This is a genomic window from Escherichia sp. KTE159, from assembly GCF_000408805.1.
Taxonomy (GTDB): Bacteria; Pseudomonadota; Gammaproteobacteria; order Enterobacterales; family Enterobacteriaceae; genus Escherichia; species Escherichia marmotae.
In genome coordinates, this window is sequence record NZ_KE137292.1 from 1,120,389 (window position 1) to 1,134,267 (window position 13,879).

At 46.8% G+C, this 13,879-nt stretch carries 17 protein-coding genes and 2 pseudogenes; 8 read left to right on the plus strand and 11 right to left on the minus strand.

Going from position 1 to position 13,879, the window contains the following annotated elements; all coding sequences use genetic code 11:
• Window positions 1-43: 43 nt before the first annotated feature.
• Window positions 44-1,159, plus strand: coding sequence for a ribonuclease D (gene rnd, locus A31E_RS16115; protein ID WP_001516274.1), 1,116 nt, complete (start codon window positions 44-46; stop codon window positions 1,157-1,159).
• Window positions 1,160-1,256: 97 nt separating this feature from the next.
• Here the strand turns inward: rnd and A31E_RS26380 are convergent.
• A pseudogene (locus tag A31E_RS26380) lies at window positions 1,257-1,367 on the minus strand (tartrate dehydrogenase); the annotation flags it as partial.
• 1 nt (window position 1,368) lies between these two features.
• On the opposite strand from A31E_RS26380, the pseudogene A31E_RS0122450 reads away from it, so the two are divergent.
• The 5 genes and pseudogenes from A31E_RS0122450 to A31E_RS16095 form a co-directional block, all read left to right on the plus strand.
• Window positions 1,369-1,689 (plus strand): annotated as a pseudogene (locus tag A31E_RS0122450) (LysR substrate-binding domain-containing protein); the annotation flags it as partial.
• Between the two features lie 126 nt (window positions 1,690-1,815).
• Window positions 1,816-2,454 (plus strand): leucine efflux protein LeuE, encoded by a 639-nt coding sequence (leuE, locus tag A31E_RS16110; protein ID WP_000457213.1) that lies wholly within the window; start codon window positions 1,816-1,818, stop codon window positions 2,452-2,454.
• A 171-nt stretch (window positions 2,455-2,625) separates the two neighbouring features.
• Complete coding sequence (yeaR, locus tag A31E_RS16105) at window positions 2,626-2,985, plus strand: DUF1971 domain-containing protein YeaR (protein WP_016248638.1); 360 nt, start codon at window positions 2,626-2,628, stop codon at window positions 2,983-2,985.
• Between the two features lie 3 nt (window positions 2,986-2,988).
• Window positions 2,989-3,171, plus strand: a complete 183-nt coding sequence (locus A31E_RS16100; RefSeq protein WP_000513737.1) for a DUF1869 domain-containing protein — start codon at window positions 2,989-2,991, stop codon at window positions 3,169-3,171.
• A 148-nt stretch (window positions 3,172-3,319) separates the two neighbouring features.
• A complete protein-coding gene (locus tag A31E_RS16095; RefSeq protein ID WP_000512152.1) occupies window positions 3,320-3,568 on the plus strand; it encodes a GlsB/YeaQ/YmgE family stress response membrane protein in 249 nt (82 codons plus the stop codon).
• Between the two features lie 58 nt (window positions 3,569-3,626).
• Here the strand turns inward: A31E_RS16095 and yoaJ are convergent, their stop codons facing one another.
• Genes yoaJ through A31E_RS16090 form a run of 3 tightly spaced genes read right to left on the minus strand, consistent with a single transcriptional unit; the run spans window position 3,627 to window position 4,860 of the window.
• Window positions 3,627-3,701, minus strand: a complete 75-nt coding sequence (gene yoaJ / locus A31E_RS25250; RefSeq protein ID WP_001386836.1) for a protein YoaJ — start codon at window positions 3,699-3,701, stop codon at window positions 3,627-3,629.
• A 2-nt stretch (window positions 3,702-3,703) separates the two neighbouring features.
• Window positions 3,704-3,802, minus strand: coding sequence for a YoaK family small membrane protein (locus A31E_RS0122455; RefSeq protein ID WP_001219350.1), 99 nt, complete (start codon window positions 3,800-3,802; stop codon window positions 3,704-3,706).
• Window positions 3,803-3,834: 32 nt separating this feature from the next.
• Window positions 3,835-4,860, minus strand: a complete 1,026-nt coding sequence (locus tag A31E_RS16090; RefSeq protein WP_001516275.1) for a sensor domain-containing diguanylate cyclase — start codon at window positions 4,858-4,860, stop codon at window positions 3,835-3,837.
• A 184-nt stretch (window positions 4,861-5,044) separates the two neighbouring features.
• Between A31E_RS16090 and A31E_RS16085 the strand changes: the two genes are divergently transcribed.
• The gene (locus A31E_RS16085) at window positions 5,045-5,299 is read left to right on the plus strand and encodes a putative hemolysin (protein WP_001516276.1); all 255 of its coding nucleotides are present in this window, start codon (window positions 5,045-5,047) and stop codon (window positions 5,297-5,299) included.
• 21 nt (window positions 5,300-5,320) lie between these two features.
• On the opposite strand, the gene A31E_RS16080 is transcribed toward A31E_RS16085, so the two are convergent.
• Window positions 5,321-5,668, minus strand: a complete 348-nt coding sequence (locus A31E_RS16080; protein ID WP_001516277.1) for a DUF488 domain-containing protein — start codon at window positions 5,666-5,668, stop codon at window positions 5,321-5,323.
• A 97-nt stretch (window positions 5,669-5,765) separates the two neighbouring features.
• A complete protein-coding gene (locus tag A31E_RS16075) occupies window positions 5,766-6,212 on the minus strand; it encodes a DUF441 domain-containing protein (protein WP_001516278.1) in 447 nt (148 codons plus the stop codon).
• 168 nt (window positions 6,213-6,380) lie between these two features.
• On the opposite strand from A31E_RS16075, the gene yoaI reads away from it, so the two are divergent.
• Window positions 6,381-6,485: a small membrane protein YoaI gene (gene yoaI, locus A31E_RS23525; RefSeq protein WP_050558860.1), complete on the plus strand. Its 105-nt coding sequence runs from the start codon at window positions 6,381-6,383 to the stop codon at window positions 6,483-6,485.
• Here yoaI and yeaK read toward each other — a convergent pair whose 3' ends face one another.
• The 5 genes from yeaK to yeaG form a co-directional block, all read right to left on the minus strand.
• Window positions 6,486-6,989 (minus strand): mischarged aminoacyl-tRNA deacylase, encoded by a 504-nt coding sequence (yeaK, locus tag A31E_RS16070; RefSeq protein ID WP_016248639.1) that lies wholly within the window; start codon window positions 6,987-6,989, stop codon window positions 6,486-6,488.
• Between the two features lie 42 nt (window positions 6,990-7,031).
• Window positions 7,032-8,522, minus strand: a complete 1,491-nt coding sequence (gene dgcJ, locus A31E_RS16065) for a diguanylate cyclase DgcJ (RefSeq protein WP_001516279.1) — start codon at window positions 8,520-8,522, stop codon at window positions 7,032-7,034.
• A gap of 180 nt (window positions 8,523-8,702) precedes the next feature.
• Window positions 8,703-10,046, minus strand: coding sequence for a sensor domain-containing diguanylate cyclase (locus A31E_RS16060; protein WP_016248640.1), 1,344 nt, complete (start codon window positions 10,044-10,046; stop codon window positions 8,703-8,705).
• 278 nt (window positions 10,047-10,324) lie between these two features.
• A complete protein-coding gene (locus A31E_RS16055; protein WP_000219671.1) occupies window positions 10,325-11,608 on the minus strand; it encodes a YeaH/YhbH family protein in 1,284 nt (427 codons plus the stop codon).
• A gap of 123 nt (window positions 11,609-11,731) precedes the next feature.
• The gene (gene yeaG / locus A31E_RS16050) at window positions 11,732-13,666 is read right to left on the minus strand and encodes a protein kinase YeaG (protein ID WP_001019882.1); all 1,935 of its coding nucleotides are present in this window, start codon (window positions 13,664-13,666) and stop codon (window positions 11,732-11,734) included.
• Window positions 13,667-13,879: the final 213 nt, after the last annotated feature.

The following is a 13,879-nucleotide window of genomic DNA, read 5'->3' on the forward strand; positions in this document are numbered from 1 at the left end:
TTTTTTTGACGCCCACTAAAGAGAATACAATTTGAATTACCAAATGATTACCACGGACGATGCGCTGGCTTCTTTGTGTGAAGCCGTCCGTGCCTTTCCGGCGATAGCCCTGGATACTGAATTTGTACGTACGCGCACCTATTACCCGCAACTTGGGTTGATTCAACTTTTTGATGGCGAACATCTGGCGCTAATCGATCCACTCGGGATCACCGACTGGTCACCGCTGAAAGCGATCCTGCGCGATCCTTCCATCACCAAATTTCTCCATGCGGGCAGTGAAGATCTGGAAGTGTTCCTCAATGTCTTTGGTGAGTTACCACAACCTCTGATTGACACGCAAATCCTCGCCGCATTCTGTGGACGCCCGATGTCATGGGGCTTTGCCTCTATGGTGGAAGAGTATTCCGGCGTTACGCTCGACAAGAGCGAATCGCGCACCGACTGGCTGGCCAGACCGCTAACCGAGCGTCAATGCGAATACGCGGCGGCGGACGTCTGGTATCTGTTACCGATCGCCGCAAAGCTGATGGTTGAAACGGAAGCCTCTGGTTGGCTACCTGCGGCACTGGATGAATGCCGCCTGATGCAAACGCGTCGTCAGGAGATCGTTGCGCCAGAAGACGCATGGCGTGATATCACCAATGCCTGGCAATTACGCACGCGCCAACTCGCCTGTCTGCAACTGCTAGCCGACTGGCGGCTGCGTAAGGCTCGGGAGCGCGATCTGGCGGTGAACTTTGTTGTGCGTGAAGAGCATTTGTGGTCGGTAGCGCGTTATATGCCGGGCAGTCTGGGCGAGCTGGATAGCCTGGGCTTATCCGGTAGCGAAATCCGCTTCCACGGTAAAACGTTGCTGGCGCTGGTAGAGAAAGCGCAGGCATTGCCAGAAGAGGCCTTGCCGCAGCCGATGCTTAACCTGATGGATATGCCCGGTTATCGCAAAGCGTTTAAAGCGATTAAGTCGCTGATTACTGACGTGAGTGAAACGCACAAGATCAGCGTCGAATTGCTGGCATCGCGTCGGCAAATCAACCAACTGCTGAACTGGCACTGGAAATTAAAACCACAGAATAATTTGCCAGAGCTGATTTCCGGCTGGCGTGGTGCGCTGATGGCGGAAGCATTACACAATTTATTGCAGGAATATCCGCAATAAAACGTGCGTAAGCCGGACAAGGTGCGTTATGCGCTGCATCCGGCTTCGGATAAACTACAAATCCAACACCAGTCGGTTCAAATAAACTGGTTTGACCTTAACGCAAAATAATTTTGCAAATAGCGTCAGTAAATTGTGGCGTGGTGGCATTGCCTTTCATATCCGGTGTTTTTGGCCCGTGAGTAATCACTTCTTCAATCGCTGCCAGGTTTGGTGTCTGGCAATTGTGCAATAAAGAAGGGCAGCATACGATTAAAGTTACCGGGCCGATGTTGTCTAACCATGGGGAAATTGTGCATCAGTGGTGCCTCGATGGTCAGGGGATTGCGCTGCGCTCCTGGTGGGATGTCAGTGAAAATATTGCCAGTGGTCATTTAGCGCAAGTGCTACCGGAATATTACCAGCCAGCGAATGTCTGGGCGGTATATGTATCAAGGCTGGCGATGTCAGCGAAGGTGCGGATAACGGTAGAGTTTTTACGCCAGTATTTTTCCCAACACTATCCGAATTTTTCACTGGACCAGGCATGAATAACAATTCAATTGTCCAGTTATTGTCAGGTTAAAACCTGATTTTCTCCTTTCTAAGCCGTTGCGGATTGGTTAGCATATTCACCTTTAATCGCGCATGATCCAAAGAGAATTAAAGAGGTTAATGTGTTCGCAGAATATGGGGTTCTGAATTACTGGACCTATCTGGTTGGTGCCATTTTTATCGTGTTGGTGCCAGGGCCGAATACCCTGTTTGTGCTTAAAAATAGCGTCAGCAGTGGGGTGAAAGGCGGTTATCTTGCGGCCTGTGGTGTATTTATCGGTGACGCGGTATTGATGTTTCTGGCGTGGGCTGGTGTCGCAACCTTAATTAAGACCACACCGATATTATTCAATATCGTACGTTATCTTGGCGCGTTTTATTTGCTCTATCTGGGGGGTAAAATTCTTTACGCCACCCTGAAAGGTAAAAATAACGAGGCTAAATCAGATGAGCCACAATATGGTGCCATCTTCAAGCGCGCATTAATTTTGAGTCTGACCAATCCGAAAGCCATTTTGTTCTATGTGTCGTTTTTCGTACAGTTTATTGATGTCAATGCGCCACATACTGGGATTTCATTCTTTATTTTGGCGACAACACTGGAATTGGTAAGCTTCTGTTATTTGAGCTTCCTGATTATTTCAGGTGCATTTGTCACGCAATACATTCGCACCAAGAAGAAACTAGCCAAAGTGGGCAACTCGCTGATTGGTCTGATGTTTGTTGGTTTTGCCGCACGACTGGCGACGCTGCAGTCTTAATGCTTTCAGCCCGCGATGCTGCGGGCTTCCCTCCTGAAATGCATCTGTATTCACCGTTTGATGATGCTAAAAAGTAACCAATAAATGGTATTTAAAATGCAAATTATCAGGCGTACTCTGAAACGGCTGAAATAAATGGTTTTCAGCATATTTACTGAAGGAGGGAAAAGGATGCTGCAAATCCCACAGAACTACATTCATACGCGCTCAACACCTTTCTGGAATAAACAAACTGCGCCTGCCGGAATATTCGAACGTCATCTTGATAAAGGAACGCGTCCGGGTGTTTATCCACGCCTGTCCGTTATGCATGGGGCGGTCAAATATCTCGGCTACGGCGATGAACATAGCGCAGAACCTGATCAGGTGATCCTCATCGAAGCAGGTCAATTCGCGGTGTTCCCGCCAGAAAAGTGGCACAATATTGAAGCCATGACTGACGATACTTATTTCAACATTGACTTCTTCGTTGCTCCTGAAGTCCTGATGGAAGGTGCAAAACAACGGAAAGTCATTCATAGCGGGAAATGAATCATGGGCAAAGCAACGTATACCGTAACCGTCACCAATAACAGTAATGGTGTTTCTGTCGATTACGAAACAGAGACGCCGATGACCTTGCTGGTGCCAGAAGTGGCGGCTGAAGTAATAAAAGATCTCGTCAATACCGTGCGTTCATATGACACGGAAAACGAACATGATGTTTGTGGTTGGTAATAATTGCTAATGTCAGATGGCGCTAATTCAGCGCCATCGCAAAAAAAATCCTCTGTGACACACATCACAATTCTTGCTTCTCTTATGTTGTGCTATGCTTTTTATCAGCGACTAACCCGCTAATGCAAAACAGATAAGTGAGGAAACAATGGGCATTCTGTCATGGATTATTTTTGGACTTATTGCCGGTATTCTGGCGAAGTGGATCATGCCTGGTAAAGATGGTGGTGGATTCTTTATGACCATCCTGCTGGGAATTATCGGTGCCGTAGTTGGTGGATGGATCAGTACACTGTTTGGTTTTGGCAAAGTCGATGGCTTTAACTTTGGTAGTTTTGTTGTTGCCGTGATTGGTGCGCTTGTCGTGTTGTTTATCTACAGAAAAGTCAAAAGTTAATGCTGAAAAACACAAAGGCTGCCGACAGGCAGCCTTTGCTATTTTTACCGACGTAGTGTTACCACCATCCCAGCTCGGTGCCAAGAACGACAATAATCGCCACGCCCATCATGATAATCGTTGTTTTTTTCATCTTCATGCCCCTGGGGCCGCATAGCCGCCAATAAAAAACCACGCTAAAAATACGACTGCCGTAATAAAGATTACGACGGGAAAGATAATACCGATTCGCATGTTACCACCAAAGAAAAGGATGTGAATATGCCTCAGGAATGCCTGTCTGAATGCGCGATAAAAGGTGTTTTCTCTTTGTGTTTTTTCTCCTGATACATCGCGATATCGGCAGCGTGCAGGGCACTGTCTGCGTCGGTTGTTTCAGGATCCACTTCAACTATGCCAAGACTGGCACCAGGATAAAACAGCTCAATATCGCCCAAGTGATATTCTCCACGTATTTGCTGTTGAATACGCTCACGCAGTGATGGGATATCCGCGTTTTCATTAACCAGAGATACGACTAAAAATTCATCGCCGCCGAGACGACCAATAATCTCGCCATTTTGATGCAGCTTATTGAGGCGCTCACCAACCTGAATAAGAAACAGATCGCCGCTATTGTGGCCAAAACGGTCATTGATTAGTTTGAAGTTATCCAGGTCGATAAAGGCAATCATGGCTTTACGCTTCAGATGCCGGGCAAGAGAAAACAGCGTCTTCAGGTTATCAAAAATCGCCCGCCGATTAGGTAGCCCAGTTAAAGAGTCAGTATACGACTGCGCAATCAAAGCGGCATTGGCTTCACGTAATTGCTCAACCAGCGCCTCTTTTTGAATATATTGTGCAATCAGCCCGGCGAATAACTGTAAAACCTGCTCTGCGCGCTCACTCCACGGACGCTTCTCGCTGCTGGCGGCACAAAGCGTGCCATAGAATGAACCATCCGGTAAGTGAACCGGCGTGCTCAGGAATGTCGTGATGCCGAGATTGCGGGCTGCGATGCAGTCACCCCAACGATCGGGAACTTCATCGCTGAAAAAACAGTTTTCATCAATGGCGCGTTTGCACAACGAGTAATCCCACGAGACAGTAAAATTCTCCGGAATGTGCATTTTCTGGCTATTACGGGCGAACAGAATATGTTGCAGGCGCGCGTCAATATCCACTTTTGTCAGATAAGTCGACTCCATGTCGGTGACCATTTCCAGCATCTCCAGAAGCTGCCGAACCAGACTTTCGAGAGAATGTTCTGAGGCGAGTGACTGCGAAACGCGGGCAATGATCTGATCTGACACGAAAGAACTCCAGGATGCTGCGGGTAAAATGCTGATTATTTAATCTTTACAGGCATGATAAAACATCATCAACGAAGATGAAACTAGCTGTAATATATTTTAAGTGAATGTAAAAGAAATAGTGCTGCAAAACAAAACGATACCGCGATATTCTAAGGCGTAGATAAATGTGCGGGATCAATATATGAAAATTCTCAGTTTTGCTCTGCCTTGCCTGCTAATTCTGGCAGGGTGTTCAACTACTTCTCAGCCGGATGCGCCAAAACCGCCGCAGGTTGGCATGGCGAATCCGGCTTCGGTCTACTGTCAGCAGAAAGGCGGTACGCTCATTCCGGTGCAGACACCGCAAGGGGTCAGTAACAATTGCAAATTGCCGGGTGGTGAAACGATTGATGAATGGGCGTTATGGCGGCGGGATCATCCGGCTGGTGAAAAATAACAGCCGGATGCCATGCTAAAATCACAAGCTGCGTAGCCAGTCGGCCAGTACCAGTGCATGGTTTTGCGTGGTATTTTTTGCCGAGTAGAGCAGGGTCAGCGGCTGTTTTTGAGCGATTTCCGCCAGCCGTTTCCCTTCCGACTCGTGTTGCGCCAGTTCAGCAAGATATTGTTCGCGAAAGGTTTTAAAATCGACCACTTCTCCGTGAAAGGCTTTGCGCAACTCTGTTGATGGTGTGATCTCTTTATCCCACTCATCAAGTGCTAAATCAGTTTTTTTGATACCACGCGGCCAGAGGCGGTCGACCAGTACGCGATAACCATCGCTCTGTTCAGCCGGATCATAAACGCGTTTACACTGAATATTCATCGTGTTTGTTCTCCCTTTCACGCATGATTTACCACGTCACTATAGCACTTTGTGGCTGTTGGTTTTTTGTTGTGCCAGTTCTGAGTTCGAAAACAGTCTACTGTTTCCCGATGATCAGAGAGACCAGTCCCGCGGCAATAAGCGGGCCGACCGGTACACCGCGAAACAGTGCCACACCTAAAATTGTGCCTACCAGCAGCCCGGCGACCAGTTGCGGCTGGCTGCCCATTAACGTCACGCCGCGTCCGCCAAGCCAGGAGACAATCACTCCCACGGCAATCGCTACCAGCGATTTCCAGTTCAGAAACGAGTGAATCAGTGTCGAGGGGGGCAGTGTTCCGCTGGCAATAGGGGCCATTACGCCAATGGTCAGAATGATTATCCCGATACTCAGTCCCTGTTTTTCGATCCACGGAAAAAAGGTGCTTAACGGTGTGACGCGGACAATGATCAACACCAGAATTGAAACGGCGACAGTGGTGTTGTGGCTGATAAAGCCCAGCGCAGCTAAGCCGAGCAGGATCAGCAAAGTGACATCAAACATCGTGGTTTCCTTGCCAAAAAATAATAACCCCGCCTACTTTACGCCTGCTGCTGAAAGGAAGCAGAAAAAATTACGTGTTATGCATAAAAAATCAGGCAATTTGTCATCAAATTGCCACTTGTACACGCTAACAATAACGTGAAAACAGGTATCTTCTGGGGGAAAACCATGAACGATCAAATGCTCGTTGAGACACTGATTATCACGTCATCGTTTTTTGCCATTGCAGTTGTGTTAGTACTGTCCGTTCTGCTTATTGAACGGACCAGCTAGTTACGCAGTACGGCGGAATTTGACCAGTTCTGGTTGCGCAATGCGCAAGTAATCTGTGGTGTTCAGAATTACAGATTTATCCAGCATGCCTGCGTTGAAGGCAATCTCATCGAATCGCTCAAAGAGTAGTGGGTCGGCAACCAGTTTGAGTTTTGGGTGGAAGCTGAAGGGGGGGATAGCGCCAAAGACACAGCCTGTCAGTTCATCGACTTCCGCCGGGCTGGCCAGCGAAGCGCGTAGCCCACCGATGTGACTGGCGAGTTTACTAAGATCAGCCTGTTGATCGGCTGCGAGGATCGCCAGAACATGCTGATTTACGCCATTACCTTTGACTTTACACACCAGTGCTTTAGCTCCCTGACCCAAAGCGGTGCCACGAATTTCTGACACCGCTTCGCATTTACCTACCGCTTCGTGGGTAACGATGCGGTAGTTAGCACCTTCTTGTGATAATAAAGCGATTAACCGCTGATGCGTCACGCTTCCTTTAGTCATTTCAGTCATTTCACGCTCCTGGAATTATAACCAAATAACCACAGAAGATTATCATGAACGGCTGTTTTTGTTCTGCTTATTGACATATAAACGTTCATCAGAAGCTTTATACGCATCATGTAACGTATCGTTTTCTTTCATCGCGTAAATACCGGAAGAGAAGCCGATCTCTTTCTTCGGCGCGATATGTTGCAGGCGTTTTTCGATACGTTCAGGCAGTTGCGCGGCAATTTGCGGCGTCGAATCGACCAGAATGATGCAAAATTCATCGCCACCGAGACGGATGGCATAATCGCTTTTACGAATCGACTGCTTAATCGCCTGGGCTAATAATGTAATCGCTAAATCGCCCTCCTGATGACCAAGGGTGTCATTAATTTGCTTTAACTTGTCCATGTCAATTGCAATAAACATGACAGAAGAACCGGATTGCACCAGTTTCTGCAAACGCTGCTCCAGTTCAGGCGTTAATATTTTGCGATTATACAGTCCGGTCATCGCATCACTGATATTTTCGCGCGTCACGTTCTGGTACAAGCGGAAGTGCATCCGGACCATATTCAGCAAAATTAACGCTGTCAAAATCCAGAACAGAACGCTTTTCCACGAAGACGTGATAAAGTAAAGAATATCAATGGATAACGAAACGCGAATACCGCCAGGTAAGTCGTGGACGTAACTGACATACTGAAACAGGTTATCTTCGCTCTGGTTGATAATAATGTCCCGTCCCGAATCTGTATCGGTTAGCGTGACATTAAGAAAACGCCAGAGGAGAGGGCGATCATGAGTGTAAAAGATATTTCGTAGATTATTCTTATTAATATCCAGCAGTACAATACCTTTTAACTGCCTTGCAACATAAACCGGTGTCAGCAAACTCATCACGTTCTGTTTAGTACGCTGATCCTGGTAAATGCTCGATAACACAGTACGTCCGGTAAACACTTTTTCAATATCTTTACGATCAATGCCAATGCTTCCTGATTGCAGGAAGGACCAGTTATTCATCGCGAAGTATTCAACATTGACTGGCTCATAAAAATAGACATAGCGGTCATTGAGATCGAGATAATAGTGAAATTTCTCTTCGGCCATGCCAAGACCGGAACCATAATCATCCTGATGGCGGTTGCCTTCAACTGCCTGATCAAATGCCGGTAAGAGCGCCGCAGCTTCCACAATCGTGTCGCAGTCAGTGGATGCAGTCTGCAATGTTCCGTGTAAACCCGCGTAAGTATGGGCTGTCAGGTTTAAGCCATGGGTATTGTTGGCAGATTCAAAAGCTTCACAGATGGCACGTCGCTGTTCTGGCGACACCTCAGACTGTTTCGCAGCAAGCGCGCGCATCACATGTGCGGCGATACTCTGATTTTGATACTTGTCGTAGAGAAAGGAGGAATCTGCTTTCTGGACGATATAGCGCAAATAAGCACTCATTGCCCTGTCGCTGGCGACAAGTTCAAAAATAAGGAAGGAAGATGTCAGCACAATGACACTTGCGGCGATAAAATGCCGGAGCATTCTATGGTGCAATTTCATGATAAATGGCACTCCTTCGGTTAGTGAAACGAGAAAACCAGATAAAGTTCGATTGCGGCCTGGTACAGGGGCGCTAATTATACTCATCTCTGCGCCGCTGGGGAGGGGAAATTTAGGGGTATTGATAATAAATTGTATGCCAAAGCCACGCAAAACGCATGGCTGTGAATAATTTTGCACTCAAATATAATGAATAATCACTTTGTTGCCACCATCATTTTTCGCTTCTCGTAACGCTTTATCAGCTTCCGTCATGACAAGCGAGATATTACGCGTGTCGCCAGTGGAAAAAACACAGCCAATGCTGATGGTCATTTGTTCAGGGACATTATATCTATTACTAAAACCGGTCAGTAGTTCGACATTTTTACGCACCCGATCGGCGATAATTTTTGCCTGGGCAGCATTCAATTCGGTAAATAGTAAACCGAATTCTTCACCTTCCAGACGCGCGAAGATGTCATCGGGGCGGATACTTTGCTGGATAATATCGACAATTGAAACCAGAACTTTATCGCCCACATGATGACCCCACTGAGCATTTATGCGTTTGAACTGGTTAATATCTACCAGCATGATACAAAAATCCTTCACAACAGGGCGAGAGAGTAATGACTCTACACTGTTGAAAAAGTGACGGCGGTTATAAATATTGGTCAGTACATCATAAACCGCCAGTTTACTGGCAAGTTGTAGTTCCTGAAAAATGTTATAAATCAGGAAAGAAACCACAAACAGTTTACTGGAAACCTCAATACCGCGGCTGATATACCAGATGGTGTAATTATATTCATCCAGAGTCAGTAGCAACAAGTTACAACAGAGTGAGGCCAGACATAATAACGCGATTGACGGCCAAAGTTCGCTCGCTAAACCTGTCCGTGTGATAATAAAAAATAGTAAACATGCCCACAGACAAACCAGAATCTTGGTGTAGTTAATACCCCAACTCGCAGTATTATTATTCGGGCAGTAATCTACGACATATAAGGCATAGTCAGGATTATAACTGCTCAGGTTGTGCGCCAGTAATGGAAACAACATAAAAGGTATTAGTGCCAGCAACAGGATGCAGGTTTTTTTCTTGTTGTTTGTCAGAATGCTGTTTCGGTCATAACAGAAAAGAGCCAGCGATGCTAAGCTAATAAAACTTAGTTGGCGAAAAAGATAGAAAATGGAAACGTCATTCGATTTCGTCTGGATCAGCGTACTATCGCTGATAGGCTTGTGAATAATAACGATCGTTTCAGTTAAATAGACAAGGCCACTTAAAAAAGCAAGACTTAAAATTAGGGTTGGGAAAATATCTCGATTAGTAAAATACTTCATTAACATGAAAAGGAAAATGACGGCGTTAAGGAAAAATAAAGCCACAACGACCATCAGGTAGTTCATCTGAGGGATGAGCTTTATATTGGCGTTTTCATTATATAAGGTGGTAATGCAAAATAAAATTAATGTCAATAGTAAGCTGAAAATAAAAAAGCCGTGTGCTTTTAATTTTTGTGTACCCATGGGAACCATAAAAAAGGAGAGCAATCTGAGTAGTCGATTTTATTGATTGCAGAGAAATGGAGTTTTGACCGGGATCAATTATCATTATCAGTAAAAAAGAATTAAAGTATAGCATTGAGAAAAGCGTGCTAACAGAATCATTTTTCCGAATGATTGTTTCATGAAACTAAGTTCTGTAAAGGTTACGCTGTTATATTTAAGTTGTTTGTAAGCTAATGTAGATAATAAATAACTGTATTTACAATTAACTAAAAATCAGCCAGGGAATAATGACCTGGCTGATGGTTTTAGTCTTTAGTAGTTGCATTTTGTTTATGAAATAGTTCGCGAAACACCGGATAAATATCATCCTGATCGCGGATATGCTGCATCGCAAAGTTTTCGAATGTAGATTGCAGATGCTCATATTCCCGCCACAATGTCTGATGAGCGCGACGGGTAATTTCGATATAGCTGTAATAACGAACAACGGGCAACAATTTTTTCGCCAGAATTTCATGGCAAAGCGGAGAGTCATCGGCCCAGTTATCACCGTCCGACGCCTGCGCGGCATAAATATTCCATTGTGCCGGGTTATAACGCTCTTTCACCACCTCATCCATCAGTTTCAGAGCGCTGGAAACAATGGTGCCACCCGTTTCCTGCGAGTAGAAAAACTCATGTTCATCGACTTCTTTCGCCTGGGTATGGTGGCGGATGTAAACGACCTCCACGTTCTTGTAAGTTCTGCTCAGGAACAGATACAGCAAAATATAAAAACGTTTGGCCATATCTTTGGTGGATTGATCCATTGAACCAGAAACGTCCATCAGACAAAACATTACCGCCTGACTGGAGGGATCGGGTCGTTTTTCGTAGTTCTTATAACGTAAATCGAAGGTGTCGATGAACGGAACGCGTTCAATTTTGGCGCGTAATTCGGCAATCTCTTTGCGTAGCCGTTCCTCTTCCAGCAATTGCGCAGGTTCACTGTTGCTGATGATTGCCAAATCTTCTTCCAGAGCATGAAGTTCCCGCCGTTTACCTGCGGTCATCGCGGTACGTCTCGCCAGTGAGTTTTGCAATGAACGCACCACGCTGATATTGGCCGGAACGCCGTTAGCGGTATAACCCGCCCGATGCGTTTTAAACTCGGTCAATTGGCGTTGCTGGTTCTGTTTTAAATTCGGTAAGGCTAAATCTTCAAACAGCAGGTCGAGATATTCGTCTTTCGAAATCTGGAAGACAAATTCATCCTGACCTTCACCGTCCTGACTAGCCTGGCCCTGACCACTACCGGAACCGCCGCTGCCGCCCTGGGGACGTTCAATGCGATCGTTCTGGATGAAATGGTCGTTACCCGGGTGAACGCGATGGCGCAGGCCGCCACGCCCCTGATGAAACATCGGTTCGCTAATATCTTCCGTTGGAATGGAGACGGACTCGCCGCTGTCGACGTCAGTCACCGAACGCTTATTAATGGCCTCGGAGATCGACTGTTTAATTTGCGCTTTATAACGGCGTAAAAAACGCTGGCGATTCACCATGCTTTTGTTTTTGCCGTTCAGACGCCGGTCAATAAACCAGGTCATATGCCCCCCGTACTGCATTTGCCAACTGTATGCTGCACCTGTATTGCCGGACACGCTTCGCTTATCCGGCCTACGGTTCGCTGTCGTTGTAGGCCCATGAGCATGTGCTCCGGGCCATGGTTGTTAAGAGGATTTACGTACGCGCAAATACCATTCGCACAGTAAACGCACCTGTTTACGGGTGTAGCCTTTCTCCATCATACGGTCGACAAAATCGTCGTGTTTCTTCTGCTCGTCGGTTGAGGTTTTAGCGTTAAACGAAATGACTGGCAGTAATTCTTCGGTATTGGAAAACATTTTTTTCTCAATAACCGTGCGCAGTTTTTCATAACTGGTCCAGTTCGGATTGCGTCCGCTGTTATTTGCTCTGGCGCGCAGCACGAAGTTGACAATCTCGTTACGGAAATCTTTCGGATTGCTGATCCCCGCTGGTTTTTCGATTTTCTCCAGCTCGGCGTTCAGCGACTCGCGATCAAACAACTGACCGGTATCCGGGTCGCGATACTCCTGATCCTGGATCCAGAAATCCGCATAGGTGACATAACGATCGAAAATGTTCTGTCCATATTCGGAATAAGACTCCAGATAAGCCGTCTGGATCTCTTTGCCGATAAACTCGGCATATTTCGGGATCAGATAACCTTTCAGGAACTCCAGATAGCGTTCTGCCTGCTCTTGCGGGAACTGCTCGCGCTCAATCTGCTGTTCAAGAACGTAGAACAGATGGACCGGGTTAGCTGCCACTTCCACGTGATCGAAGTTGAACACGCGAGAGAGGATCTTAAACGCAAAACGAGTGGACAGACCGTTCATCCCTTCATCGACGCCCGCGTAATCCCGATACTCCTGATACGATTTGGCTTTCGGATCGGTATCTTTTAGACTTTCGCCATCATAAACGCGCATCTTTGAATAAATGCTGGAGTTTTCTGGCTCTTTCAGACGCGAAAGAATGGAAAAACGTGACAGAGTTTCCAGCGTGCCAGGTGCGCATGGTGCGTGAGTCAGTTCACTATGATTAAGTAATTTCTCGTAGATTTTAATCTCTTCGGAAATGCGCAAGCAGTACGGCACCTTCACGATATAGACACGGTCGAGGAAGGCCTCGTTGTTTTTATTGTTACGGAAAGTGACCCATTCGGATTCGTTCGAGTGGGCGAGAATAATCCCGTTGAACGGCAGGGCGGAGATACCTTCCGTCCCGTTGTAGTTGCCTTCCTGGGTGGCGGTCAACAGAGGATGCAGCACTTTAATCGGTGCTTTAAACATCTCGACAAATTCCATGATCCCCTGGTTGGCGCGGCACAGCGCACCGGAATAACCATAGGCGTCTGGATCGTTCTGCGCGTAGTGTTCGAGCTTACGAATATCGACTTTCCCTACCAGCGCTGAGATATCCTGGTTGTTCTCATCGCCGGGCTCCGTTTTAGCGATGGCAATTTGTTGTAGAATCGACGGCCAGACCTTCACAACCCGAAATTTAGTGATATCGCCACCAAATTCATGCAGGCGCTTCGCGGCCCACGGCGACATGATAGTGCCGAGGTAGCGGCGCGGAATGCCGTACTCTTTTTCGAGGATCTGCGCATCTTCCTGTGGATTGAACAGACAGAACGGATGATCGTTGACCGGGCTGCGCTCACCATTGGCGCTCAATACATAAATAGGCACGAGTTGCATTAATGATTTCAGTCGCTCCGCAAGCGACGATTTCCCCCCACCCACAGGCCCCAGCAGATACAGAATTTGTTTCTTCTCTTCCAGCCCCTGAGCCGCGTGTTTCAGATAAGAGACAATCTGTTCAATCGCGTCTTCCATGCCGTAAAACTCTTCAAACGCCGGATAACGTGCGATGACCCGGTTCGAGAAGAGTCGAGAAAGTCTGGGTTCCTGGGCTGTATCGACCATGACAGGCTCACCAATAGCCATCAGTAGCCGCTCAGCCGCGTTGGCATAAGCACTGCGATCTTGCCGACAAGTGGTAAGAAACTCCTGCAGTGTGAACTCTTCGTCCTTGGCAGCTTCATATCGCTGGCGATAGTGATCGAATATATTCATGGTATGCCGTCCTTTCGTTTTTTAGCACAGGTTAAGAGCCGTTCATATGAATAGTAGAGGCTCCCGGAAGAGGTAAACTGAACGACGTCTCTTGCTAAAACACAGCAACTCTCATGCCATCTTACCGACTGCGAGAAGAACGTGCCCGGTGATACACCTTCAAAATTAAGCGTAGATGGCAAATGGAAAACTTGCCTGCACGGCTTTCTGGAT

Excerpts from the sequence above, each read along its gene's own strand:
- rnd (WP_001516274.1), top strand. The coding sequence starts at position 44 with ATGATTACCACGGACGATGCGCTGGCTTCTTTGTGTGAAGCCGTCCGT.
- yeaR (WP_016248638.1), top strand. The coding sequence starts at position 2,626 with ATGCTGCAAATCCCACAGAACTACATTCATACGCGCTCAACACCTTTC.
- A31E_RS16100 (WP_000513737.1), top strand. The coding sequence starts at position 2,989 with ATGGGCAAAGCAACGTATACCGTAACCGTCACCAATAACAGTAATGGT.
- A31E_RS16095 (WP_000512152.1), top strand. The coding sequence starts at position 3,320 with ATGGGCATTCTGTCATGGATTATTTTTGGACTTATTGCCGGTATTCTG.
- A31E_RS0122455 (WP_001219350.1), bottom strand. The coding sequence starts at position 3,802 with ATGCGAATCGGTATTATCTTTCCCGTCGTAATCTTTATTACGGCAGTC.
- A31E_RS16085 (WP_001516276.1), top strand. The coding sequence starts at position 5,045 with ATGAAAATTCTCAGTTTTGCTCTGCCTTGCCTGCTAATTCTGGCAGGG.
- A31E_RS16080 (WP_001516277.1), bottom strand. The coding sequence starts at position 5,668 with ATGAATATTCAGTGTAAACGCGTTTATGATCCGGCTGAACAGAGCGAT.
- A31E_RS16075 (WP_001516278.1), bottom strand. The coding sequence starts at position 6,212 with ATGTTTGATGTCACTTTGCTGATCCTGCTCGGCTTAGCTGCGCTGGGC.
- yoaI (WP_050558860.1), top strand. The coding sequence starts at position 6,381 with ATGAACGATCAAATGCTCGTTGAGACACTGATTATCACGTCATCGTTT.
- yeaK (WP_016248639.1), bottom strand. The coding sequence starts at position 6,989 with ATGACTGAAATGACTAAAGGAAGCGTGACGCATCAGCGGTTAATCGCT.
- dgcJ (WP_001516279.1), bottom strand. The coding sequence starts at position 8,522 with ATGAAATTGCACCATAGAATGCTCCGGCATTTTATCGCCGCAAGTGTC.
- A31E_RS16060 (WP_016248640.1), bottom strand. The coding sequence starts at position 10,046 with ATGGTTCCCATGGGTACACAAAAATTAAAAGCACACGGCTTTTTTATT.
- A31E_RS16055 (WP_000219671.1), bottom strand. The coding sequence starts at position 11,608 with ATGACCTGGTTTATTGACCGGCGTCTGAACGGCAAAAACAAAAGCATG.
- yeaG (WP_001019882.1), bottom strand. The coding sequence starts at position 13,666 with ATGAATATATTCGATCACTATCGCCAGCGATATGAAGCTGCCAAGGAC.